Genomic DNA, 22498 nt, shown 5'->3' on the forward strand with positions numbered 1-22498 from the left:
CAGGCAAGTCCGGCAGAGCCGCTGCATTCCATGAAGAACGCTCACGCGCCGGGCGGACTGCCCTTTTCTTTTTTCAGATACAGGTGGCATTGCTGGCCGGACGCATCAAACACTTCCAGCGACGGCAGGCGCGCGCTTTTGAAATTGAACGCGCGGCAGCCATACCGGAAGTTGGCATCGTAAGTAATGTAGTGATGTGTGCAGCGGTTGCAATTGGGCAGCGTGCTGCCGGGCGGTTTATCCATCGTGCGGGTAAGAAGGGGGTATGCAAGTGCATCATTTTAAGCTGAATGCCTGGCGCGGTGCAGCCATTGTCTTGCACCTCCCGCACCTGTTTGTCTGACCTGCTTGTCTGGCCCGCTTCTGTCCCTTACAATCGATTCCGGCTGAGTCATCCCCATTGATAGAAAAAAACAGGCGCCCCAACAGGTGGCGATACCCATGCAGATCAAGCGCAGGAATGTACTGAAAACCGTCGGCACGGTTTGCCTGGCGTCACTGCCCTTCCTCCAGCAAGCCCGGTCGGCAACACCGACGAAGGTAGAAGTATTCGGCCACCGCGGCGCCTGCGCGCTGCGCCCGGAACATACGCTGGCCTCTTACGCCAAGGCCATCGCTGACGGCGCCGACTACATTGAGCCCGACCTGGTCTGCACCAGAGACGGCATCCTCGTGGCCAGGCATGAAGCCAACCTGACCGAGACCACCGACGTCGCCAGACGCCCCGAATTCGCCGCCCGCCGTGCCACCAAGACCGTGGACGGCCAAAACCACACCGGCTGGTTCGTCGATGACTTCACACTGGCGGAACTGAAAACCCTGCGTGCCATAGAACGCCTGCCCAAGATAAGGCCAGACAATACCCGCTACGACGGCATGTTCCAGGTACCTACCTGGGAAGAGATTATCGATTTCGTCGCCGCCGAATCTGCCACCAGCGGCCGCCTGATCGGCCTGGTGCCGGAACTGAAAAGCTCCACCTATTTCAGCAGCGTGAAGCTGCCGCTGGAAGACCGCTTCCTGGCCACTATCGCAGAGCACGAATACACACGGCGCGCACCGCTGGAAATCCAGTCCTTCGAAACCGCCAACCTCAAATACCTGCGCGGCAAGCTGGGCAAGCGCGACCACATCCGCCTGATGCAACTGACCGGCGAAGGCCGGCACCGCCCCATCGATGTGGCCACTGCGGGAGGCGACCTGACGTTTGCAAAAATGACCAGCGCCGAAGGCCTGCGCGACATCGTGCAATACGCTGACGTCGTCGCCCCGCCGCTGCGCGCCGTGATCCCGCTCAAGATCAACGGCAAGCTGGATGCCCCCACCCCACTGGTAGCGGACGCCCACCGCGCCGGCCTGTTGGTTCACATCTGGACCTTCCGCCCCGAAAACCGCTTCATCGCGGATGATTTCAAGGACGGAAAGGACGAAAACGCCCGCAACGTCCCCGGCTCCATCGCCGAGATCAGGCGTTATGTAGAAGCAGGCGTGGACGGATTTTTCACCGATGACCCAGCAGTGGGCAGGGCGGCGCTGGCGTAACGAATTCGGAAAGAGTCAAGTTTGCGGGAGATATGGCCTTGCAAGCTTGGCCTGCAGAGGCAAAATCGCACATATCATCGTGCTCAGCACTTTCTCCAAAAAAGGAGAAAAGCTAGCCCGGATGCAGCGCAGCGAAATCCGGGAGCAAACCCGAACCTTGGCAACGGTAGCTTGGGCGAGCGCTGGGCTGATAAAGCCTTAGCCCAGCCTACCCTGCTGCATTCGATCCGTACATAATAAATAATTATTATAAAAACCACGTCACGCTTACAATGCGACATCACGTGGAATACAAAGGCTGGCCGTGCCCACCAGAAAACACCTGCAAAGCGTCGCTCGCAACATGGCTGCCTCCTTCATCAGCCGTAACAACAGCCTGGAAGGCTATTGGGCCATCGGCAAGCTGTGCAACTTTGCGGAGGCACAGCAGACCGACAAACTCATCATCGACCTGCTCAAAGGCGCCAATGGCGAAATATCCCCGCCGACAGAAGAATTTGCATTGCCCATCCATGTGTACCGCAGAAAGCTGGCCGCGCAGCTGCACGGCCTGGGCATTCCGCTGGAATGGGCGCCGCGCCTGGTGCTGACGCTGCTGTTCAACCTGCAGCACGGTGTCGAAAACGACAGCCACTACGCGCAAGGTCAGCCCTACCTATGTCTGTGCGAACTGACCGATGATAGAGGAACCAGCTATCGCTCCCGCATGGGCGGCTACTGCCGTCCACATAGCCAGTGGAATGAGTCCCGCAGCGGCGGTTAAGCAGCGCTGCGGCAAGCTCTGCATGGTACTGCCTGCAAAGAGCGAACATGCAAAATCATCTTCAATTTGATGTTGCTTTGCCAATTTTTATGTGGCAGCATTCGTAGGAGATTCCCCCCAATCGAAAAAACACGCCAATCGCTGGCGTTTTAACACGATGGTTGTTACGCCCACTGTGAGCCGGCAAATGAAGTTCACTTATATTTTTCTGCTGATTGGTTCACTACATTTTTCGGGCTGGGCGGCGCCGTCAGAATTTCCTAAGGACCTTGCTGTCTTTTTAGCCGAGCGTGAATCCTGCGACCATTGGCGCGGCGAGCCAGGTTACGACGACGAGCGTCAGGCGGACATTAATTGGTCTGTCTACCGGACTTGCTCAGGTACGGACTCAAAGCTGGCTGACCTGAAGAAAAAATATCGTGGAAAGGCGAATATCCTAGTTCATCAAAAAGTCTGCAAAACATCAAATCTCCAAATGATGCATGGTCCTGCGCGAAACTGCAGTTCATCACCATAGGCCCAATAGATGAGTCACTGATGATTGAGCTAGGTTATGAGACCGAATGGGATGAGGAGCATCTGCTTGGGATACGATTTCGAGACGGGAAATTCGTTGAACTTTGCGGAAGCGCTGTGCCAGCATAACGCCAATGCTTCCCCTCGTACTTGGGAAAAATGGCGGAAGACGGCCAGAAGAGGCCAATGCGGTTTGTTATTTGTTAAGGGTCAACATGCCAACACGTTTTGTTGTGGGACTTGTTTTTAGCTTCGTTCTCACCGCAGCTAGTGCGAAAGATGCGGTCTGCTATGACCCGAAAGATGACATCGAAGATAGGCAGTGCATGTCAGCAGAAGTTGATAAGGCAGACGAGAAACTCGCTAAGTATATTGAAGCAGCAAAGGCGCGCATCGCGGGAGACCAAACCATCGAGCTATCACTCGATGTTGCGCAGAAGGCATGGCTCAGTTACAGGTCGGCTCAATGTGGCGACGTCTATACATATTGGCTTCGAGGGACCTATCGATATCGCGTCTCACTGCAGTGTATGATTGATTTGACACAAGAAAGAACACACGACATTTGGTCCGCTTATCTCACATATGTCGATTCGACGCCGGCGATTTTGCCTGAGCCTTAATTGCAAAGTTCGATAGCAGGAATCGGCTATTAGCGGCCGTTGCACACGATGAGTTAGAAGAATTTGAGAGGAGTTGCCTTTGACTTGGAATCCCAAGCCATGGATCTCAGTTGTCGTAAGTCTCATTTGCGCGCCGCTAGGCTTGTTGTACGCTGGCAGACCAAAATGGGCGCTGTTATTCATGGCCGTCTTGCTGGCCCTCGGAGGCATGGATCTATTCCATTTTCTCGGCAACGGTACCGAGTGGATTGTATCAGCACTTCAATTTCTCACTTCAATTGCTGCGGCAGCTCTGGCTTATAGAATTGCAAAAGCGTGGTCTGGTCGACCACAGCCCTGGTATTCGCATTGGTATTACCTATTGTCGCTCGCAGGCCTCGCGGCATTCACTATTCTCAGCGTTAGAATCTTTCTATATGAGCCGTTCAGAATTCCTTCGACGGCGATGGAACCGACTGCTGAGATTGGCTCAAGAATTATTGTAAAAAAATGGGGATATGGGCACTACAGCGCATATGGAATGAGGTTCGGCAGTCAACTGCCGTTAGGACTACTTAAACGTGGCGATATCATTGTCTTTGATTTCCCGCGCGACCCTTCTCAGACTTACGTCAAACGCGTCGTTGGCTTGCCAGGTGATCGTATCGATTATTATGAAAAGCGCTTAATTGTTAACGCACGAGAAAGCCGCGTTCGTGAACTAGACGGATATTTACACTTAGATTTACCGCACAACTCCTCGCGTCGATTTCGTGAAGTGCTCGACGGAACTGCGTTTGACACATTGGTGGACACTGATCGTCCTGAGCGACGGACTGAGCCGTTAAATTTTGCACTTCAAGATCAGTGTAACGTCTCCGGCGAAGCGCTGCACTGCACTGTACCAGCAGGCAACTACTTCGTTTTAGGAGACAATCGCGACACTAGTTTTGACAGCCGTCATTGGGGTTTCGTTCGCTCAAGCCTCATCGTCGGTAAGGTCGTCAAAATTATTCCATAGATGAAGGTACCACTTGCACGTTGCAGGGCAATCCGTTGATATAGCCAAAAAACGGTAAAGGTCAGCTTTGGGGTGACCTTTACCGCAGGAGCGGTCATTCGGCTTTTTTTGCGCCAATGTTAAGGAAGTGTATCGCACGTATGAACAGCAAGATGACATTTATGCCCAGGGGCGCACTAAGCCGGGCAACATAGTGAGTTATGCGCGAGGTGGAGAAAGCAACCATAATTTCGCTTTTGCCGTAGACATATTCCGAATAGACGGTGGAGTCCTTTGCAATCCAGACGCAACGACAGTTTCAATCTTCAAGGGGTTAGGCTTCGCTTGGGGTGGCGACTGGCCAGGCAAGAAAGCCGACAAACCGCGTTTCCAGCGCGTGCCGTCTAAACAGTAGATCTATGAATGTGGAAAAAATGAACTCAAAGGCATTGATTCGGTTAATTGTTACCGTTATTTTTTTTCTGGTGTCCAAAGGCAGTGACGCACAATCATCGCAAATTGCAGAAGTAAAAGTGCGCCTGTTCTTTCAGTACAGTGGTGAGTTCTCCCAGCCTCTGAATGGGAAGGAGGTGCTATGGAACGTCATGGCTGGAGGCGGCGATGTTACGGAGCCAACGACTTCTGCATTCGTGGATATAGTGGTATCCGGTCTGCCAAACACCTACGTTGCTAAACAGGCTGTTGACCTTTTGGTCAAGAACGGGCGCACTGGCAAGATTGTAGAGCGACAAAGAGGGCGAATTGGAATTTATGGTCCATCGGGGGAAACTCACGTCGGATTTTGGTTGCGCTCCTTTAGTTGTGATCCCGTTATATTGGTTGTATCAACTGCAGGATCCTCAAAATCGCTGACTTTACCCTTTAGATGCGGTGAGTAGGGTATACGGCTTTTTGACGCTCATAGTGGATGTATGTTCCTCATCCCAGGCTTCAATAGAAAAAGCGTTTTATCACAGTAAACGCGTTGGATTCCCCTCCCATTTCACTATTGAGTTGGAAGGGTGAATCGCCATAGAAGAATTTTTATGGTCGCCAAGGCGTTTATGCAAATGTTTTTTTGTGGCAGCAATATTAGACTGGGAATCGTTAGTTGATGAATGATTTGCGTATGCCTCCGGTATCACCTGAAGAGCTTTGTAGGAATCTCGAGGAGAAGCTACCTGCAGGTGCGCGTGACTGGGTTGTAATGCGATTGGTTGAAGACAGCGGACTATCTATAAATGTAGATGGCGACGAGTGCTTAACATCAATCGGCATTTGGCCAAACGGATGCTGCGACGTCGATTTCCTGTTCGTTTCCACTGAGCGAGGTGAGTTTAGACATTTCGTGTTTGGAAGCACTGAAGAGGCGGTTACTACAGTATTAAAAGAAATTATTCTCGCTGTGGAACGAGGAGGAAAAACGTCCCTGACCGCCCAAAAGCAGACAGTTAAATGCGAGTACCAAATTCAGGATGAATCGCCACCTTAAGTTGTTCGGAAGAGGTATGGTAGTGTTTGTTGCATCATGGTGGCTCGCGTACTTTTGGAGCATCCATGGTAGTTGGTGGTTTGCGCATCGCCCAGAATCGATTCTTACTGCAATCCACACTATTGCGAAGCCGATTCTTTCCACAGAAGTTTGGGAGGCCGAGGAACAGTTAGATTTTCTAAGCTTTTGGTTGCTGACTCTCGTCGCTCTAATTTTGGTTATTTCCCTGTGCCTATTTGCTAGAAAATTTTTTCGGACTGAGGATGAATAGAAGACCGTTTCGGAGTGAAGACAAAAATCGGCCAAAAGCAGACATGCAATGTACTGACCAAGGTTAAGGAAAACTATGTACGTTAAAGTGCTTGCTGCACTCAGCGCATTCCTGTTTATTCCATTAGCTGCGATATTTGGAACCAATGGTAGACTAGCTCAGGCAGACCTGGTCACGGCTACTCTTTCTGTTCTATTGTTTGTGGTAGGAACGTCTTTTTTACTCGGAATTATTTTCGGCAGAACCGCGCTTCGCAGTGCCACCATTTTCGGTGGGCTCGCTCTGTTTGTCATGTGGCTACCGTTTCAGTATTACGCAACTGAAGAATCTCTGTATCGCTCGGCAATTGCGTTATTGCTGGTGGTCTTTATGCAGGTACCTCCATTCTTCGTGGGAGCTATGGTCCGAACCGTGTTGTCGCAAGACTGAGTAGTGCAAGTTGAACTGGACTTTTGTTTCGCTTGGCGCTGCAAGCGGCCAGGAGCGGCCGGTCGATTACATCCTGCAGTATCACTTTATGAACTATGGAAAGGAGGAGGTGTAAATGTTTCGAACATCAAACAACCGAATCACAGGAATTGGAATAAAACACATGCAAGTACATATCTTCAGAGGTCCCGCCCGTATTTTTGGCTTTACCACTCAATCATCAGGTCAAAATTTGCCGCAAAAGTATGCGCCATGGCTAGAATTTAAGACCGTCGAGCTTCTCAAGGGGCAACACACACCTGGTGTGGATGCAAACGAATGTTTGTGCGACATCGAGACTTATGGCGTACACGTAACAGATGCCCACATCCGAATCACTGAGGAGGCGATTCGGTAGTAATTTCCACGTCACGCAATGATGCCGTCGGCAAGCGCCAATGTGGCACCCAACAGGGCGCTAATTAGCAGGCTGACCCGTCATTGCACCAACAGGTCGCGGCGATCCGCGACCTGCTGCAGAATTCAGAACTGAATGGCTACTGCCTGCTTCAATTATTGACGACTGCGTGGCATTCAAGAAAGGAATCGACAGTAGTCGGCCAGTTCCAGTCTTTGGCCCCAGGCGGCTTTCTTGCATCTCACCAGTTCAGAGTTGCCACGATGAGGCGCGCACGTCGGGACTGCGTTATCCTGCCGCCACGATCACATGCGCCTGAATCTTGCCGGCCACCGGGCCTTCGCCATGGCGGCTGGCGATCGCCTGCGTCGCGCGTTCCGTGGCCAGTTGAAGCAGGCCTGGGTCGCGGACCTCGATCTCGTTGCGCAGCGGCGTCCCTTGGCAATACGCTGTCGCAGCGTCGCGCGGCGAGGGCGAGCGACTCACGCCCGCGCGCGTCTCGATGCTAATGTCGTCAAACCCTGCAAGGCGCAACTCGTCGCAGATCAGTGCAACATCGTGATACCCGTGAGGCGTACGGGCGAGAAATCGTGGAGGGTCGTGCGGAAATACTGTGGCGACGGCGTTGGTGACGTCGTCGGCAAAGGCGTTCTCTTCGATGCGGTCCCAGACGCTGAAGACAAAACGCCCGCCGGGTCTCAGTACGCGCCGCGCCTCGGCGTAGCCGGCGATCCTGTTGGGGAAAAACATCGCGCCGAACTGGCAGCAAACGACGTCGAACGAGGCGTCTTCGAATGGCAGGGCGAGCGCGTCCGCCTGCCGCCATTCGATACGGCCATCGAACCCCTGCCGGGCGGCGGCGTAGTCGAGCATGGGCTGGCTAAGGTCGGTCACCACGCAGCGCGCGTCGGCCCCGAGTCTTGACGCAAGCGCCCGCGTGAGCGCGCCGCTGCCGGCTGCGGTTTCAAGCACCGCGCGGGGGGACATCGCCGCGACAAGCTCCGCCATGTTGGCGGCATAGGCATCGAAGATCAGGGGGACCATCAGCGTGTCGTAGAGCTTCGGGATCGACCCCGCGAAAACCTTGTCACTCTCAGTCATGAGACCCCCTTAAAGGCTCTGAACGCCGCCCGGACCGCCCATTTAACAACGGACCGGCCATGTCCAACGAGTCCGTCGCCGAGTTGGGAACTGGCTGCGGTGCGCTATTGTGGCCGCGCACGCCGGTCTCGTCAACGTCGTCCAGCAGTCCTCTCCACCATGGCGGCTGCCGTACGGCAGCTTTGGTGCGATACCAGCCATACACTACTCCCGTACGGGGGATTTGAAATTCAGTAATCCAACGTGCATTTAGTCAAAAACACAATAACAAAAATACAAAACACCAACAGCATCCCGGTACCAAAACGAATGCAAATAAGTGGTCAAACTGCATCCGCACAACGATGCATTGCCGGATTGCCACACAAAATTGGCCTTCATCTCCGGCCCTGTGTATGATGGACAGGAAACCCTGTTACGCGCGTGGTCTACCCTTTGCCATCGCGGCCATACCGATAAAAAAAGCATGACCGAATCTGCAGCACACTTAACTACGCCCCCGATGGCGCCCCTGCTGGAAGCCTCTGCCTACAGGAACAAACGCACCAGCGAAGACCTGTATAAACGCGCGCTGATCGGGCCGGTGTTTTATCTGCTGGGCTGCGTGCTGATCCTCGCCATTGCCGGCTACCACCACCGCTGGCCACTGTACTCCGCATTGCCGATTGCCGCTTTCCTGCTGCTGTGGGTGCTGCGCTACCGGCACCGTCCGCCGGCGCCGGGTGCTTCTGCCGAAGCCTATACCTTGTGGAAGCGCGAGCAATGGTTTTTGCTGCACCTGGGCTCCGTGGTGTGGGGGGTGATTCCCGCCATCGTGGGCTGGATGCAGATGCGGCCGGACAGCACGGTGATGGTGGCTGCCATTGCCACGGTTGCGTTCGGCACCGCGGCCAGCCAGGCCTTTGCGCTGCATCCTGCGCAGGCCCGCATCACCATCCTGGTGCTGATGCTGCCTGCTGCTGCCGTGTTTGCGCTGCCGCAGCTGGACCTGGCCTCCACCGGCATCACACTATTCATCTACACCTTCTACCTGATGGCGAACCTGAAGCGCTCCGCCAGCGAATATGCACAGCAGGTGGATACCGAAATCGACCTCATCAGCAGCCGCGCCGAAGTGGCGCGGGTATCATTGACCGATACGCTGACGGGGCTGCCGAACCGCCTCAGCTATGAACGCGCGTGGGAGCAGGCATGGAACCTGGCAGTGCGCAACCAGGAAACGCTGAGCCTGCTGATGCTGGACCTGGACCATTTCAAGCAGATCAACGACACCTACGGCCACCAGGGCGGGGACGCCTGCCTGCGGCATTTTGCGGAACTGCTGCGGCGCTTCATGCGGCGGGACAGCGACATTATCGCGCGCATAGGCGGAGAAGAATTTGTCGTCATCCTGCCGGCCACCACGGCGGGCGATGCACGCGCGATGGCAGAGCAATTGCGCGTCGCGCTGACGGAATCGCCCTGCAGTTTTGAGGGCGCTGCCATTGCGATGACAGTCAGCATAGGCCTGGGCTGCGTGGAGCCGGGCACCGATGCCGATCCGGCAGCCACTTTCCGCCGCGTGGACCTGGCCTGCTACGAAGCCAAGGGCGCCGGCCGCAACTGCGTGATGGCGGCCCGGCCTATTTCGCCGGCTCGAAATTTATCACCAGGCCTCGCGACGTCGTCATAATCCAGGTCGGCACAAACTGCACACCCGCGATGCGCAAGTCTTCCGGGCGGAAGCTGTACAGCGGCACATCCTTGATCATCTTGTCCGCCACCAGGCTGGCCACCAGCCGGAACTGTTTCTGGCGCTCTTCATCCATGCCGTTGATGTCGGCCCTGTCCACCCGCGCATCGCTGATGAACACCGCATTGCGCACATTGTCGATCACCAGCCGGCCCGACAAGGCCACGTTGCCGCTCCACGTCTGCCTGATGAAAGGCGGCGCAATATTCACATCCAGCGCCAGGGCTACCCTGCCGCTGTCCGGCAGCATTGTCAGCTGCGGATGCGTCAGTTGCACATCCAGCAGCGCCATGGCGCGGTTGTTCAGCGGAAAACGGTGATCCAGCCCCTCTTGCAGCCGCGCCGTGGACACATCCAGCTGGCGCGGGCCGATCAGGCCGGCACAGGCGGCCAGCAGGCAGGCGGCCGCCACAGGCAGCGCCAGCTTTTTGCTACGGCGCAGCCACAGGGCTGCAGTGCTGGCGATGGCGTTTATCGTTATTGTTGTCATCGTGTATAAATGGATCAAAAAGCAGGGCCACGATTATGCGCCAGATTGCATGGCGGTGCAGCCGGCGGGGTCGCGCAAGTACAAGACATCATTCCAAAACGATATCGCGGCACAAGCATGAAACTGCCTCAGGCATCCAGTGCAATATCCAGCATCACAACGCCTTCTTCCCCTTCCGGCACCTGCTTCACCAGCGTGCCGTTGGGACTGACAATGCAGGTGCAGCCGTAAGACATTTTTCCGACGGTTTCTCCGGTCACGTCGGAAGATACCACCCAGCAGCCGGTGTCCAGGGCGCGCTGCTGCAAGTTCTGCAGGCTTTTGCTGCGCCATTGTTGCGCGGTGGCGGGCAGCAGCATATTGTTCAGCGGGTAGCACAGCAGGCTTGCACCCTGATGGCTGATCTCCAGCGCGACGTCGGCAAAATTGGCGTCATTGCAGATATTGATGCCATAGCGCCAGCCGGCCCTGTCAAACACGGGGAAGTCCTTGCCGGCGGCAAAGGCAGCTTCATTCGGATGCGCCTTGGCGTAACGGCCCAGCAGGCGACCTGAGCGCATCACCACGGCGGTGTTATAGAACTCAACGCCTGCACCGCCCGCGCCGGGCCTGCGTTCGGCGAGGCCGACAATAAGGTCGGTGCGAAAATCCGCCAGCGCCTTGGCAAACCCTTGGAAGTCGTCGCCCTGCAGCACCAATGCGCGGCGCGACACGGTATCCGTATCGCTCGCATAGCCTTGCAGATAACACTCGGGGAATACCGCCAGATCCACGTGCTCACGGTCGCACCACGCCAGGTCTTCCATCAGCCTTTGCGTGGTGCCGCTGATGTCATCAAACAGCGGGTGGCGCTGGAACGCCGCTACGCGGAATTTTTGCATGGAAGATTATTCGCCCTGCTGGCGAAAGAAGGCATTCAGCTCATTCCCCGCAGCGGCATCTGCAAAACCATCAAAACGCCCCTCTTCCGCAATAGCGCGTGCCGCGCGCTGGAAGCCGCCCCAGGCAGAACGCGCCAGTGCACCGCCCACGCTGACGCGGCGCACGCCCATCGCGGCAATGTCGGCCAGCGTGAATTCACTGGCAGAGCCTACCAGCAAATTCACCGGCTTGGGCGCAACGGCGGCAACCACGGCAAGGATTTGCTCGCGCGTGCGGATGCCCGGCGCATACAGGCAATCGGCGCCGGCTTCCGCATAAGCCTTCAGCCTGGCGATGGTGTCGTCCAGGTCTGGCCGGCCGACAAAAAAATTCTCTGCCCGGCCCACCAGCAGCGTATCGCCGCCCGCCGCATCAATGGCTTTGCGCGCTGCGCGCAAGCGTTGTACGGCAATGTCTATGCTGAACAACGGGTTGGCGGCATCGCCCGTGGAATCTTCTATCGACAAACCCGCCACGCCCGTCTCCACCGCCAGCCGCACGCTCTCTGCCACGCCTTGCGCATCGGCGGCAAACCCGTTTTCAAAATCGGCATTCACCGGCAAGTCTGTCGCCGCCACCATGGTACGTAAATGCGCCAGTACCATATCGCGCGACAAGCCGCCGTCTGCATGGCCCAGCGACCACGCAAAGCCGGAACTCGTCGTCGCCAGCGCCTTGAAGCCCAGCCCCTGCAAATAAAGGGCGCTGCCCACATCCCACGGGTTGGGCAGCACAAAGCAGCCTTGTTCATGCAGCGCGCGGAAGGCGGCGCGTTTCTGGGCGATAGTGCTAGTTGCGGCAGTCATCGTATCCTCGTCTTTTGGTGAAGAAATTTGGCGCCGCATGCCAACACATACTGCGGCATGCGAAACACAGGCCGAGTTAGTCTAACACCCCCATTCCTTTGCAGCCTAAAAAACGCTTAGCCGCTTACCTCAGGATTGTCCGCCATGTGCCATCAACAAAATCTATTTTACGGCGGGTGAGACAAAATTCCCTGCCATCGTACGGAATGTCAGCGAGTAGCGAGGCGCCTCCACAGCAGGAATGCTATGCTCCCACAGCATACGTACCTCGCCGGCCATGATGTAGGCAGACCGTGGCGCTATGATCTGGGACGCGCGAAGCCAGCCATCTTCTTGCCTGCGTCGAAGACGGAAATTAGCCGGTGATAGCAAGGATATGCCAACGATTTCATCATACTGTAGCCGATCTCGATGCCAGGCTAGGGCTGTGCCGGATTTGTATTCCGTGACGAGAACCTGCCTGAAATCCTCAGGCTCCCTATTGGCGAAAGCAGCAATTTTTTCCCGGATTTTTTGAAGAAAGGGTGGGATGTCCGGCGCTTTGATCAGGCTGCGCATTTTGTAGTCGTACCGAAATCCAAAGGCAAATACATTGCGGTTAGCGAGAAAACCTCGAAATTCGTATGGCGTCAACGGCAATGCCGCAATTTGGGATGCCAGCAGCATCTCCTCTTCGACGCTGATGAGTTCCTGTTGATAACGGAATCCTTCCGGCATAAGCGAAGCCGTTTGCGTGTCGATATCCGGAAACAGTGTCGCTTGCAGTGTCATCAAAAAAATCCGTACCGTCTTGAAACAGGAATTGCCAAGATTAATGAAAAGAATATCAAGGGGCCTGCTTAGGCAACCTCGTCCAGCTCCTCCCGCCAAAGACCAAGCTTACATCAATGAAATAAATAAAAAATCCTGGATATGTGCCCAAAAGTCCAATTTGCAAAACCCTACTTTCAAATTCGGCACGCAGGCACTAGACTTAAGGCTGGCGATTCATCGCTTGCTTTGCTTATCCATTCAGCGGAACACGACTAATGACTAAAGGCTCCGATCTGTTCATTGCCGCGCTCGAAAATGAAGGCGTCGACCGGATTTTCGGCATACCCGGTGAAGAAAATCTGGATTTCGTCGAATCGCTCCGCACATCCCGCATTGAACTGGTGCTCACGCGTCATGAACAAGCGGCCGCATTCATGGCTGCGACGCACGGCCGGCTGACAGGCAGGCCAGGCGTTTGCCTGTCCACCCTCGGGCCGGGGGCGCTCAATTTCACCACCGGCGCAGCTTATGCTCATCTGGGCGCTATGCCCATGTTGATGATTACCGGCCAGAAATCCATTAAAAGCGCCCGCCAAGCACGCTTTCAAATCGTCGATATCGTGGCAGCCATGCGGCCGCTGACAAAAATGACCCGGCAGATTGTTTCCGCGGCATCAATTCCCGCCATTGTGCGAGATGCCTTCCGCATTGCTTCCGAAGAACGGCCAGGGCCTGTGCACCTGGAATTACCCGAGGACATCGCAGCGGAGGAGGCTGACGTCCCGTTGCTCCCCCTGCACCTCACAGACCGGCCTGTGGCGCGCCCTTCTGCGATAGAGCGGACTGCCAGGATGATACTGGCGGCCAAGTGCCCGCTGATCATGATAGGCGCTGCGGGCAATCGACCCCGTCTGGTCGAAGAGCTTTCCAACTTCGTACGCCGGACACAAATTCCTTTCTTCAACACGCAAATGGGCAAGGGCGCCGTAACGGGAAACTCCGATCTCTATCTGGGAACTGCCGCGCTGTCGGAGCGAGATTATATCCACGACGCGATCGACCGGGCAGACCTCGTCATTGCGATTGGCCATGACACGATTGAAAAACCGCCGTTCCTGATGGGAGGCATTCAAGGTGGCCCCAAGGTCATCCATGTCGGCTATGTATCAGCCAATGTAGAACAGGTTTTCTATCCGGACGATGAACTGGTTGGCGATATAGGCGCGTCCGTGACGGGTTTGGCAGACCAGCTGGAAGGACGTATATCACGGGAGCAGGGGGTGCTTCCCCTCCGCAAGAAAATCCTGGCGCATATCAACGAACGCGCGGACGATGCGTCCTTTCCTCTGATTCCGCAGCGCATCGTGAGGGACGTACGCGCGGCCATGCCGGAAGACGGCATCGTCTGCCTCGACAATGGCATGTATAAAATCTGGTTCGCACGCAACTACCGCACTCAGGTCGCCAACACGCTGCTGCTCGATAATGCCCTGGCAACAATGGGCGCGGGGCTTCCCTCCGCCATTGCCGCCAAGCTGCTCAACCCGCACCGCAAAGTCATGGCCGTGTGCGGCGACGGCGGTTTCATGATGAATAGCCAAGAGCTCGAAACCGCGGTCCGGCTGAAGCTCGACCTTGTCGTGTTGATCATCGAAGATTCTGCTTATGGAATGATACGCTGGAAGCAGGCAATAGACAGTTTTACCGACTTTGGAATGACCTTCGGCAATCCGGACTTTGTCGCTTATGCACGTTCTTATGGCGCCCACGGCCACCGCATTATCTCTGCAGATGGACTTGCTGTGGAACTTGAATCGGCATTTGCCGCCGGCGGCGTCCACCTGGTCACTGTTCCGATTGACTACAGCGAAAATACCCGTGTGCTCGTCAATGAGCTAGGCGGCCGACATCCGGATATAGAGCCCGGCTGAGGCAAACCCTCCCCACAAACGGCAAAAGCGCCTCCGTGCGCCAATGTCAGATCGAGGTAAAAATGAGCACTCGCTTGTCGCTACGAAACCCCAGGCTTCTGGTGGAATCCTGCCTGATCGGAGGGGCATGGACAAATAGCGGAAAAGGCAGCACTGCCGTATCCAATCCTGCCAATGGAGAAACTATCGCAACGGTTCCGAATGCGGGAACGAGCGAGACTCGCGCAGCGATTGACGCCGCCCACGCCGCCTTTCCTGCGTGGAGCACAAAAACGGCAGCCGAGCGCGCAGTGCTGTTGCGGCGGCTTTCCACCCTTCTCCTGGAAAACCAGGACGATCTTGCTCGCATCCTGACCTGCGAACAAGGCAAGCCCCTACCGGAAGCGCTGGCCGAGATTGCCATGTCAGCGGCTTATATCCTGTGGTTTGCAGAAGAAGCGCGCCGGGTCTATGGCGATGTCATCCCTTCACCCTGGGCTGGCCGCAGGATACTGGTTACGCGCGAGCCGGTAGGCGTCGTGGGCGCGATCACACCGTGGAATTTTCCTTCGTCAATGATTGCGCGCAAACTTGGGCCGGCCCTTGCGGCAGGCTGCACCATCGTAATCAAACCCGCGCCGCAGACGCCACTATCGGCCCTGGCCCTAGGCCTGCTTTGCGAGGATGCCGGCATTCCCGCCGGAGTCGTCAATGTGTTGACCGGCGATGCCCGCGAGATTGGCGGCGAACTGACAGGCAATCCGCTGGTTAAAAAAATTACCTTCACAGGCTCAACCGCTGTCGGAAAGCTATTGCTCGGACAAGCTGCGCGTACGGTCAAGAAAGTGTCGATGGAACTCGGCGGCAATGCCCCCTTCATCGTGTTCGACGACGCCGACCTCGACCGTGCCGTCGAGGGCGCTATCGCCGCAAAATACCGCAATTCCGGCCAGACCTGTGTATGCACCAACCGCTTTCTGGTACAGGATGGCATTTATGACGAATTCGCCCGCCGCCTGTCCGGCGCAGTCGCGGGGCTGAAGGTGGGCAACGGATTCGATCCCGGCGTTGACAACGGGCCTCTGATCGATGCTGCCGCCCTGGCAAAGGTTGAGGAACACCTGCGAGATGCAGTGTCAAAAGGAGCCACCATCATTACCGGCGGCAAACGCCATGCGCTGGGCGGCACTTTCTTCGAACCGACGGTGCTGATTGATGCTACCCCTGACATGGAGATGGCGCGCGAAGAAACCTTTGGCCCGCTCGCCCCGCTTTTCCGCTTCCGCAGTGAAGACGACGCCATACGGATGGCAAACGATACCGAATTCGGGCTTGCATGCTATTTCTACACCCGTGATCTGGGCCGTACATTCCGTGTGTCCTCTGCACTGGAGTACGGCATAGTTGGCGTCAACGAGGGATTGGTCACGACCGAAGTCGCCCCGTTCGGCGGCGTAAAAGAATCGGGACTGGGCCGTGAAGGCTCATACCAGGGCATCGCCGATTATTTTGATACCAAGTACATCTGCATCGGCGGCCTGGAGCAAGGACGGGCTCCTGCAGATTGAGTTGCCGCAAACTTGTTTTTGCGATGCGCTTGGTGCCGGGACGGACGCCAGGTACGCGAAAATGTCTTTCCGCTGTCCCGGGTCGGCCACAGCCAGATAATATTGACGCCCTGGGACATCGCTTGCGGACCTTGCCGCCATTTATCCGGACGCTGCAGGATCATGCCCCTCCCAGCTTCTTCAACGCCATGTCGTGCATCTGGCACGCCCTGATCAGATCATGTTAAGTCCGGGATATTTTTACTGCTCTCCGACGCCTGTCTTTGCCTTGCAAGCCTTTGGTAACTCTGGGGAGTTTGTCACGCTGTTAAAAGGAGGAGGTGCATACTAGGACGATAGGACTCACTTGCAGGATTGCAGGATTCATCGTTAAACCTACGCAATGAAAAGCTTGGGAGCCACGCATTTTCGGCATACACTTTCATTCAGCGGCAATGCCCTATGGCAGAACGCCTATCGGAAGGATGATCAACCCTGTCGGGTGAGATACAACACAGCAATGTTCATCTTCACCGCGCTGGCCGACTTCCCCGCTAACCATCCCAGAAGCGGTCTGGTAAAACTCTAGGAGCAATCAACATGGTCACTCGCGGCTTTACACGACAACAGCTGCCGACTGAATTGGCCAGGCGGGTACCGCCGGGCCAGCATCTCGTGGATGATTTCCCCGTCCTCGCTATCGGCGCAGCACCCAATATCGCGACGGCCGGTTGGACGTTTGAACTAAAGCTCGGTTCCCGGCCCTTGAAAAAATGGTCATGGGCGGAATTCAACGCTTTGCCCCAGACGACGCTGACACGCGACATCCACTGTGTTACGAGCTGGTCCAAGCTCGACACCAGGTGGGAAGGCGTGCTGGTGGACGATATACTGGCGGCGGCCGGCGTTGAGGCACCGACGGCCTTTGTGCTCGCCAATTCCTACGACGACTATTCGACCAATGTGCCGGCCGTCGATCTGCTAGGCGGCAAGGCGCTCGTGGCCTTGCGCTATGACGGTGAGCCGCTGCATCGTGACCATGGCGGCCCGGCCCGGCTGCTGGTACCGCACCTGTATTTCTGGAAATCCGCCAAATGGCTGAAGGGCCTGACCTTTACGCAGCGCGACGAAGCCGGTTTCTGGGAGCTTCGTGGCTACCATCTGTACGGAGATCCCTGGCGCGAGCAGCGGTTTTCCGATGATTGAGCAACAACCGGCTCCTGTTGCCGGCATCCGATGGCAAACCGCAAAGGTGGCTGGAATCCGGCGCATCACGCCGCGTCTCAAAAGTTTTACCCTAGTACCGGCGACCTCCTTTGTTTTTCAGGCAGGGCAGCACGTCGACCTGCGGCTTACGGCCGAAGATGGATATAGCGCCATGCGCAGTTATTCGATAGCGTCCTCCCCCACCAACCCAGACGCGCTTGAATTGGCAATCGAGCGCCTTGACAATGGCGAAGTTTCTTCATTTTTCCACGATGTCGTCGCCGTGGGCGATGAAGTCGAATTGCGCGGCCCGCTCGGTGGTCACTTCATCTGGAAGCCTGCAGATGGCGGCCCCTTGTTGCTGGCAGGCGGTGGCTCAGGTGTGGTTCCGCTGCTGGCAATGATACGGCAGCAGCAAGCGCAAGCCGCTATGCTGCCGACCGCTCTACTGCTGTCTGCGCGCCGCTGGGAAGACCTGCCTTACCGGGAAGAACTGCTTGAATTCCAGCACGCAAAAAATGGATTCTTTCTGTCCATCGCGCTTACCAGGGAGATACCAAGGCGCGATGGCGACTATGGCCGCCGAGTCGACATGCCGATGGTTACCGCAATACTGGCACGTCTACCCGGCGTGCCGAAGCATATATTTGTTTGCGGAAGCAACTCTTTCGTCAATGCGGCAGCAGATGGCGCCATCGCGGCCGGAATTCCTGCCGGCACGATTCGCACTGAACGTTATGGAGGATAAAATAGCATGTAATAGCCTTGCCAGTTCTCGCACGGCGCAGTCGCTGCGGCTACATCTACAAGCCGAGCCTAACCCTTAACAAAAGGAAATACCGATATGACTACAGTATCTGAGAAAGCCATTCTTGCAGGAGGCTGCTTTTGGGGCATGCAGGAACTATTGCGCGAATACCCAGGCGTCATTTCCACTCGCGTCGGCTATTCCGGCGGTGACGTGCCAAACGCTACTTACAGGAACCACGGCACGCATGCAGAAGCGCTAGAGATTATGTTCGATCCCCAGATCATCAGTTACCGCAAAATACTGGAATTCTTCTTCCAGATCCATGATCCTACTACGCCAAACCGCCAGGGCAACGACCGCGGCGAAAGTTATCGGTCGGCCATTTTCTATATCAGCGGCCAGCAAAAGAAAATTGCGGAAGATACCATCGCCGATGTGGAAGCCTCCGGGCTGTGGCCCGGCAAGCCTATCACGGAAGTGACGGCCGCAGGCCCTTTCTGGGAAGCAGAACCGGAACACCAGGATTACTTGCAGCGCTATCCGTCAGGATATACCTGCCACTTCGTTCGAAAGGACTGGCAGCTTCCAAGTAGACACGATTCCGCCACTTAACGGCGCGCCCCTCCCCCGTTAAACCGGTGTGGCGTGGCAAACCATGTAATAGCGGCTCTCATCCTGCCAGGCCTGTATATTTCCAAAGCCGGCCTGGCCGAGCATCTGCACAAAGCCCGAAGGCGTGTATTTATAGCTGCTTTCGGTGTGGATACTCTCGCCTTTCCTAAAGTGCCTTGCGTGGACTCCCCACGCGACACTAAGGTCATCCATTGCATCCAGATGCATTTCTATCCGGCTATGCAAGGAGTTGAATATAGCGCGATGCCGCCACTGACGTGGATTGAAATTTGCGCCCAACAGGCCGTTAAGATGAAGCAGAAGATTGAGGTTAAAGGCCGCTGTCACGCCGATGGCATCATCGTAGGCAGCCTGCAAGATACCCCTATCCTTGATCAAGTCCACCCCAATCAGCAGGCCCCCGCCGGCCGGTTTATTTCCATGCCGACCTGTAGCGCAGGCACTGCGAATCTGTTTCAAAAAGTCCAGCGCTTGGCCGGGAGGGAAATTACCGATGGAAGATCCTGGATAAAAAAATAACCTGCGCATACTGTCCACTTGCGGTGGAAGCTGCAGGTTTTCAGAAAAATCCATCCCTACACCGGTAATCCGCAGTTCAGGAAACCGCTGCCGCACCGACTGTATCGCGGCGCGCATAAAATCTTCCGATATATCCACCGGCACGTATTGCCGGGGTCTCAATACAGGGATCAGCTTTGTCGCCTTTGCACAATTTCCCGCCCCCAGATCAATCAGCGTTGAGCCAATTCCGGCAGCATTCGCGATTGCCTGCAGATTTGCATCAAATATCGCCACCTCGGTGCGCGTCGGATAGTATTCCGGGAGCTCGCAAATAGCTTCGAACAACCTGGAACCCAGTGGGTCATACAGGTATTTTGCCGGAGTCCGTGCCTGAGCTTCGAGCAGACAGGCACTTAATTCCGCGTGGCATTCCTGTTTTTCAACTTGAAAGAGTTCGGATAAATCGTTCTTCATCTCAGCCACAAAGAGTAATGGTTTATACGCCGAATAACACTGCATAGGTCAGCCATGTGCCGCAAAGTGCGCAGGCAAAGCCTGCACACTTCAATATCCTTGCACCGCCGGAACATTTCAAAACAAAATAAGCGCCTATGGCTCCGATCAGGTGCAGCGTTGCCGTGGACGCGAGAAACCCTGCTACGTAAAGGAACTTATCGTCCATCACAGGCATCTCGTAGCCATGGGCATAACCATGGAATACGCCAAAGGTGCCCACCGTGGCCGAAGCAATCAAAATAGGCAGCGCTTTTGCACATCCTATCGCCAGCCCCAGCACAAGCACAGACAGTGCAACACCGGCCTCTACGCCCGGGATATCAAACTGCTCAAAACCTGCGACACCACCCAGCAACATGCAGCAGACAAACGCCGTCGGCACAAACCAGACCGCCCGGCCGCCAATCTGGGAACTCCAGGCGCCGACAGCAATCATTGCCAGCAAATGGTCAAGCCCGGTCAGCGGGTGCAGCCAGCCATCGGCAGAACCGGCGTGCGCCTGCGCCAGGGAGCAAAATAGACAAGCTGCCGGCGCTATCAGAATTCGGGCGATATACGAGTGCCTATAGCTCATTGGCTTCCACATCCATTGATGCGATCATGAAAACGATTGACAGCGTGCATCACCGCAAGGGGAAATCGATAGTCATGGAGGCCCACAGGCTCTCCCAATCAGCCGAATTTTCCATCGACGATTCCATGTGGACAGCGTTGAACAACCACAACCCACCCGACGGCAAAGAAAATCTGGCAATGCCCTGCCGGTCTGAGAACGAAGTCAATTCGACGGGTTTCCCGGCCTTGAGCTGCGCCTTGACTAATACGCCTTGCAGGGGTTCGCCATGGAACAGCAACTGCATAGAGAAAATTTCCCTTGTTTTGATTTGTAGCGGGTCCGTGACAGGAACCAATTCAAGGGGCAGGTTCATCACTCGATTGAACCCCTTGCTGCTACCGTCGACGAAAACGATGGTCTTGGCGCACCTGGAAAACAATTCTCGGCTGTCTGTATTTTTCAAGCCGTTCTTTTGACGAAACTCCGTCACCTCAGTCAGGCCCTCTTCCTTCAGGTATTGCTCAAACTCCGCAGCCGGCAATTCCAGCTTCGCCGGATTCGTGCGCAATGCAAATACTGCCGCACCGGGCACGCGAACGCGCGCATGCCCTACCGATAGGGCACCGTCCCTCCCCTTCACTTCCTGCTCGCCGATTTCATCGCGCATGACAAAACTACTGAATAAATTGGGAAGCCTCGATGTCTGTACACCGGGCCACGTGGGGCCAATGCGAAGCTCAAACACCACTTGATCGGCAGGCCTTGCCTGCGGACCATGCGGCACCAGCCAGAACTCATGCGGCAATGCCGGAATGCAGCACAGCAGGAGCAAGGCGGCCATTGCCAGCCGCGAAAAAATATATAGGCCCATGTAATGAAATTTTTGCAGCACCGAGAAGGGACTACTATTTCAATTCAGCTGGAATGATGTAAGGGAAAGCGGCCGTGTACAGCTTGGGATTGGGAATGGCCTGGTCCACCGGAGTACCGCACCACAGGGACAGCATGACACTCATTGCGTCATCGTCGATCGCGCGGCCATTGCGCATCTGGTTCGAATATTCAGCCTTGCTGCCGACTTTATAGCTCAGAACGTCTGGAACCAGCATGGCGGCGACCTTGTCGCCATAGGAAAACGGATCCGGCTGGGTCTTTGCCAGACCCGAGGCACGCGCTACGCGGGCAGAAACGTAATTCTTCATTTCGGCATCGCTATCGGGCCTGCTATGGTCATGCTGGGTCTTTAAGGTTTCACTCTCAAACAACATGGAATGCGAGAAAAGCGGATTGGCGGAATACTGTACCTGCTCCCATTTATCACCGTCTTTGACTGCGGTTGTCATGAACACTTTAACGTCGCTGCCTAGCATGCTATTAGGCACTTCGAGCACAATGACGGAAGACAGGCGTCCGGTGAAAATATTGGTGCCTTTGGCCGCCGTCCAGGCATTGCTGTCGTAGACCCCGCTATTCAGCTTGGTGCGGAACAAACCCAATCCTGGAGAATTTCCATAAAACGGATCTTTGGCTGTACCGGCCCAGACCTTGATTCCGCCGGCAATTTCCACCTGCTTTCCAATTCCCCCCGAGCCTATTTTCGGTCCTACTACGCCGACGGCGCCATTCGGTTTGTCGGTATCGTATAGCGTGAACTGGTCCGCCGAAAAAGCCATGCTGAAAGTGTGGCCCGAGCTGAATTTTTCGTCGCTGGAAACGTGAATATTGTAAAGCGCGTTGGTAGCAAAAACCCCGTCTGTGCCGAGTTTTGGCGCCGAGTTGACCGACATGACAAAGACCGTGTAATTCTTGCGTGATGATTCAAACACGTAGTTGTCCAGCTGGTTGAGCGCCGTCACCTTGCGAACAGCCGCTGTTTCAAAATGATGACTGGCCATGGTTTCATGCGCGGATAAAAGCAAGGCTGCGACGATGGCGATTTTCTTGTATTGGCGAACTGACAAATGGAGTTTCATATATACCTCAAAATGAAAAAAAGACAGGATTTGCAAGATGCACGGGCCATTTTTAGCCCCTTACGGCGACAATACATAAACAAGGGATGG

27 protein-coding genes are annotated in these 22498 nt (G+C 55.6%); 17 read left to right on the top strand and 10 right to left on the bottom strand.

Annotation, left to right across the window (positions count from 1 at the left end; all coding sequences use genetic code 11):
* Positions 1–41: 41 nt before the first annotated feature.
* Complete coding sequence (locus ACO0LO_RS18360) at positions 42–245, bottom strand: hypothetical protein (RefSeq protein WP_422966071.1); 204 nt, start codon at positions 243–245, stop codon at positions 42–44.
* A 196-nt stretch (positions 246–441) separates the two neighbouring features.
* Here ACO0LO_RS18360 and ACO0LO_RS18365 point away from each other — a divergent pair, with 196 nt between their 5' ends.
* The 11 genes from ACO0LO_RS18365 to ACO0LO_RS18415 all read left to right on the top strand — a co-directional run bounded on the left by ACO0LO_RS18365 (position 442) and on the right by ACO0LO_RS18415 (position 7012).
* Positions 442–1542, top strand: coding sequence for a glycerophosphodiester phosphodiesterase family protein (locus ACO0LO_RS18365; protein ID WP_422966072.1), 1101 nt, complete (start codon positions 442–444; stop codon positions 1540–1542).
* Between the two features lie 304 nt (positions 1543–1846).
* Positions 1847–2305, top strand: coding sequence for a hypothetical protein (locus tag ACO0LO_RS18370; RefSeq protein WP_422966074.1), 459 nt, complete (start codon positions 1847–1849; stop codon positions 2303–2305).
* Positions 2306–2492: 187 nt separating this feature from the next.
* Entirely contained in the window at positions 2493–2822 is a 330-nt protein-coding gene (locus ACO0LO_RS18375) for a hypothetical protein (RefSeq protein ID WP_422966076.1), read from the top strand.
* Positions 2804–2950 (top strand): DUF6985 domain-containing protein, encoded by a 147-nt coding sequence (locus tag ACO0LO_RS18380; RefSeq protein WP_422966550.1) that lies wholly within the window; start codon positions 2804–2806, stop codon positions 2948–2950. Before ACO0LO_RS18375 ends, ACO0LO_RS18380 begins: the two co-directional genes overlap by 19 nt.
* Before the next feature lie 5 nt (positions 2951–2955).
* The gene (locus ACO0LO_RS18385) at positions 2956–3444 is read left to right on the top strand and encodes a lysozyme inhibitor LprI family protein (RefSeq protein ID WP_422966078.1); all 489 of its coding nucleotides are present in this window, start codon (positions 2956–2958) and stop codon (positions 3442–3444) included.
* 79 nt (positions 3445–3523) lie between these two features.
* Positions 3524–4444, top strand: a complete 921-nt coding sequence (gene lepB / locus ACO0LO_RS18390) for a signal peptidase I (RefSeq protein ID WP_422966080.1) — start codon at positions 3524–3526, stop codon at positions 4442–4444.
* Between the two features lie 193 nt (positions 4445–4637).
* On the top strand, positions 4638–4838 hold the full coding sequence (locus tag ACO0LO_RS18395; protein WP_422966552.1) for a M15 family metallopeptidase: 201 nt from the start codon (positions 4638–4640) through the stop codon (positions 4836–4838).
* Between the two features lie 4 nt (positions 4839–4842).
* Positions 4843–5322, top strand: coding sequence for a hypothetical protein (locus tag ACO0LO_RS18400; protein WP_422966081.1), 480 nt, complete (start codon positions 4843–4845; stop codon positions 5320–5322).
* Between the two features lie 212 nt (positions 5323–5534).
* Complete coding sequence (locus tag ACO0LO_RS18405; protein WP_422966083.1) at positions 5535–5915, top strand: hypothetical protein; 381 nt, start codon at positions 5535–5537, stop codon at positions 5913–5915.
* 346 nt (positions 5916–6261) lie between these two features.
* Entirely contained in the window at positions 6262–6615 is a 354-nt protein-coding gene (locus ACO0LO_RS18410) for a hypothetical protein (RefSeq protein WP_422966084.1), read from the top strand.
* 115 nt (positions 6616–6730) lie between these two features.
* The gene (locus ACO0LO_RS18415; RefSeq protein ID WP_422966086.1) at positions 6731–7012 is read left to right on the top strand and encodes a hypothetical protein; all 282 of its coding nucleotides are present in this window, start codon (positions 6731–6733) and stop codon (positions 7010–7012) included.
* Positions 7013–7300: 288 nt separating this feature from the next.
* Here the strand turns inward: ACO0LO_RS18415 and ACO0LO_RS18420 are convergent, their stop codons facing one another.
* Entirely contained in the window at positions 7301–8113 is an 813-nt protein-coding gene (locus tag ACO0LO_RS18420; RefSeq protein ID WP_422966088.1) for a class I SAM-dependent methyltransferase, read from the bottom strand.
* A 319-nt stretch (positions 8114–8432) separates the two neighbouring features.
* Between ACO0LO_RS18420 and ACO0LO_RS18425 the strand changes: the two genes are divergently transcribed.
* Positions 8433–9785 carry a GGDEF domain-containing protein gene (locus ACO0LO_RS18425; RefSeq protein WP_422966090.1) on the top strand — a complete coding sequence of 451 codons (1353 nt, stop codon included), beginning with the start codon at positions 8433–8435 and terminating at the stop codon, positions 9783–9785.
* On the opposite strand, the gene ACO0LO_RS18430 is transcribed toward ACO0LO_RS18425, so the two are convergent.
* From ACO0LO_RS18430 to ACO0LO_RS18445, 4 genes are all read right to left on the bottom strand, one after another.
* Positions 9736–10335, bottom strand: coding sequence for a DUF1439 domain-containing protein (locus tag ACO0LO_RS18430; RefSeq protein ID WP_422966092.1), 600 nt, complete (start codon positions 10333–10335; stop codon positions 9736–9738). The two genes, ACO0LO_RS18425 and ACO0LO_RS18430, sit on opposite strands and share 50 nt — an antisense overlap.
* Before the next feature lie 128 nt (positions 10336–10463).
* The gene (locus ACO0LO_RS18435) at positions 10464–11216 is read right to left on the bottom strand and encodes a carbon-nitrogen hydrolase family protein (protein WP_422966094.1); all 753 of its coding nucleotides are present in this window, start codon (positions 11214–11216) and stop codon (positions 10464–10466) included.
* Between the two features lie 6 nt (positions 11217–11222).
* On the bottom strand, positions 11223–12062 hold the full coding sequence (locus ACO0LO_RS18440; protein WP_422966096.1) for an isocitrate lyase/PEP mutase family protein: 840 nt from the start codon (positions 12060–12062) through the stop codon (positions 11223–11225).
* 162 nt (positions 12063–12224) lie between these two features.
* Complete coding sequence (locus ACO0LO_RS18445) at positions 12225–12833, bottom strand: alpha-ketoglutarate-dependent dioxygenase AlkB (RefSeq protein ID WP_422966098.1); 609 nt, start codon at positions 12831–12833, stop codon at positions 12225–12227.
* A gap of 257 nt (positions 12834–13090) precedes the next feature.
* Here ACO0LO_RS18445 and ACO0LO_RS18450 point away from each other — a divergent pair, with 257 nt between their 5' ends.
* The 5 genes from ACO0LO_RS18450 (at position 13091) to msrA (ending at position 18841) form a co-directional block, all read left to right on the top strand.
* Positions 13091–14746, top strand: a complete 1656-nt coding sequence (locus ACO0LO_RS18450; protein WP_422966100.1) for an acetolactate synthase large subunit — start codon at positions 13091–13093, stop codon at positions 14744–14746.
* 62 nt (positions 14747–14808) lie between these two features.
* Positions 14809–16293, top strand: coding sequence for an NAD-dependent succinate-semialdehyde dehydrogenase (locus ACO0LO_RS18455; protein ID WP_422966102.1), 1485 nt, complete (start codon positions 14809–14811; stop codon positions 16291–16293).
* A 579-nt stretch (positions 16294–16872) separates the two neighbouring features.
* Positions 16873–17478, top strand: a complete 606-nt coding sequence (locus tag ACO0LO_RS18460; protein ID WP_422966103.1) for a sulfite oxidase-like oxidoreductase — start codon at positions 16873–16875, stop codon at positions 17476–17478.
* Positions 17471–18226 (top strand): FAD-binding oxidoreductase, encoded by a 756-nt coding sequence (locus ACO0LO_RS18465; RefSeq protein ID WP_422966105.1) that lies wholly within the window; start codon positions 17471–17473, stop codon positions 18224–18226. Before ACO0LO_RS18460 ends, ACO0LO_RS18465 begins: the two co-directional genes overlap by 8 nt.
* Positions 18227–18322: 96 nt before the next feature.
* Positions 18323–18841, top strand: coding sequence for a peptide-methionine (S)-S-oxide reductase MsrA (gene msrA, locus ACO0LO_RS18470; protein WP_422966107.1), 519 nt, complete (start codon positions 18323–18325; stop codon positions 18839–18841).
* An 18-nt stretch (positions 18842–18859) separates the two neighbouring features.
* Here the strand turns inward: msrA and egtD are convergent, their stop codons facing one another.
* The 4 genes from egtD to ACO0LO_RS18490 all read right to left on the bottom strand — a co-directional run bounded on the left by egtD (position 18860) and on the right by ACO0LO_RS18490 (position 22408).
* Positions 18860–19837: an L-histidine N(alpha)-methyltransferase gene (gene egtD / locus ACO0LO_RS18475; RefSeq protein WP_422966109.1), complete on the bottom strand. Its 978-nt coding sequence runs from the start codon at positions 19835–19837 to the stop codon at positions 18860–18862.
* A 22-nt stretch (positions 19838–19859) separates the two neighbouring features.
* Complete coding sequence (locus ACO0LO_RS18480; protein WP_422966111.1) at positions 19860–20453, bottom strand: HupE/UreJ family protein; 594 nt, start codon at positions 20451–20453, stop codon at positions 19860–19862.
* Between the two features lie 49 nt (positions 20454–20502).
* On the bottom strand, positions 20503–21276 hold the full coding sequence (locus tag ACO0LO_RS18485) for a DUF4198 domain-containing protein (RefSeq protein ID WP_422966113.1): 774 nt from the start codon (positions 21274–21276) through the stop codon (positions 20503–20505).
* A gap of 64 nt (positions 21277–21340) precedes the next feature.
* Positions 21341–22408, bottom strand: coding sequence for a hypothetical protein (locus ACO0LO_RS18490; RefSeq protein ID WP_422966115.1), 1068 nt, complete (start codon positions 22406–22408; stop codon positions 21341–21343).
* Positions 22409–22498 lie beyond the last annotated feature (90 nt).

This window comes from Undibacterium sp. TJN25 (genome assembly GCF_049339885.1).
In the GTDB taxonomy this organism is placed as follows: Bacteria; Pseudomonadota; Gammaproteobacteria; order Burkholderiales; family Burkholderiaceae_D; genus Undibacterium.

Bases quoted from the DNA above. Each gene is read 5' to 3' on its own strand.
- msrA (WP_422966107.1), top strand. From the start codon at position 18,323: ATGACTACAGTATCTGAGAAAGCCATTCTTGCAGGAGGCTGCTTTTGG.
- ACO0LO_RS18460 (WP_422966103.1), top strand. From the start codon at position 16,873: ATGGTCACTCGCGGCTTTACACGACAACAGCTGCCGACTGAATTGGCC.
- ACO0LO_RS18385 (WP_422966078.1), top strand. From the start codon at position 2,956: ATGCTTCCCCTCGTACTTGGGAAAAATGGCGGAAGACGGCCAGAAGAG.
- ACO0LO_RS18490 (WP_422966115.1), bottom strand. From the start codon at position 22,408: ATGAAACTCCATTTGTCAGTTCGCCAATACAAGAAAATCGCCATCGTC.
- ACO0LO_RS18465 (WP_422966105.1), top strand. From the start codon at position 17,471: ATGATTGAGCAACAACCGGCTCCTGTTGCCGGCATCCGATGGCAAACC.
- ACO0LO_RS18400 (WP_422966081.1), top strand. From the start codon at position 4,843: ATGAATGTGGAAAAAATGAACTCAAAGGCATTGATTCGGTTAATTGTT.
- egtD (WP_422966109.1), bottom strand. From the start codon at position 19,837: ATGAAGAACGATTTATCCGAACTCTTTCAAGTTGAAAAACAGGAATGC.
- ACO0LO_RS18365 (WP_422966072.1), top strand. From the start codon at position 442: ATGCAGATCAAGCGCAGGAATGTACTGAAAACCGTCGGCACGGTTTGC.
- ACO0LO_RS18480 (WP_422966111.1), bottom strand. From the start codon at position 20,453: ATGAGCTATAGGCACTCGTATATCGCCCGAATTCTGATAGCGCCGGCA.
- ACO0LO_RS18410 (WP_422966084.1), top strand. From the start codon at position 6,262: ATGTACGTTAAAGTGCTTGCTGCACTCAGCGCATTCCTGTTTATTCCA.
- ACO0LO_RS18375 (WP_422966076.1), top strand. From the start codon at position 2,493: ATGAAGTTCACTTATATTTTTCTGCTGATTGGTTCACTACATTTTTCG.
- ACO0LO_RS18450 (WP_422966100.1), top strand. From the start codon at position 13,091: ATGACTAAAGGCTCCGATCTGTTCATTGCCGCGCTCGAAAATGAAGGC.
- ACO0LO_RS18455 (WP_422966102.1), top strand. From the start codon at position 14,809: ATGAGCACTCGCTTGTCGCTACGAAACCCCAGGCTTCTGGTGGAATCC.
- ACO0LO_RS18420 (WP_422966088.1), bottom strand. From the start codon at position 8,113: ATGACTGAGAGTGACAAGGTTTTCGCGGGGTCGATCCCGAAGCTCTAC.
- ACO0LO_RS18415 (WP_422966086.1), top strand. From the start codon at position 6,731: ATGTTTCGAACATCAAACAACCGAATCACAGGAATTGGAATAAAACAC.
- ACO0LO_RS18485 (WP_422966113.1), bottom strand. From the start codon at position 21,276: ATGGCCGCCTTGCTCCTGCTGTGCTGCATTCCGGCATTGCCGCATGAG.
- ACO0LO_RS18440 (WP_422966096.1), bottom strand. From the start codon at position 12,062: ATGACTGCCGCAACTAGCACTATCGCCCAGAAACGCGCCGCCTTCCGC.
- ACO0LO_RS18435 (WP_422966094.1), bottom strand. From the start codon at position 11,216: ATGCAAAAATTCCGCGTAGCGGCGTTCCAGCGCCACCCGCTGTTTGAT.
- ACO0LO_RS18430 (WP_422966092.1), bottom strand. From the start codon at position 10,335: ATGACAACAATAACGATAAACGCCATCGCCAGCACTGCAGCCCTGTGG.
- ACO0LO_RS18445 (WP_422966098.1), bottom strand. From the start codon at position 12,833: ATGACACTGCAAGCGACACTGTTTCCGGATATCGACACGCAAACGGCT.
- ACO0LO_RS18360 (WP_422966071.1), bottom strand. From the start codon at position 245: ATGGATAAACCGCCCGGCAGCACGCTGCCCAATTGCAACCGCTGCACA.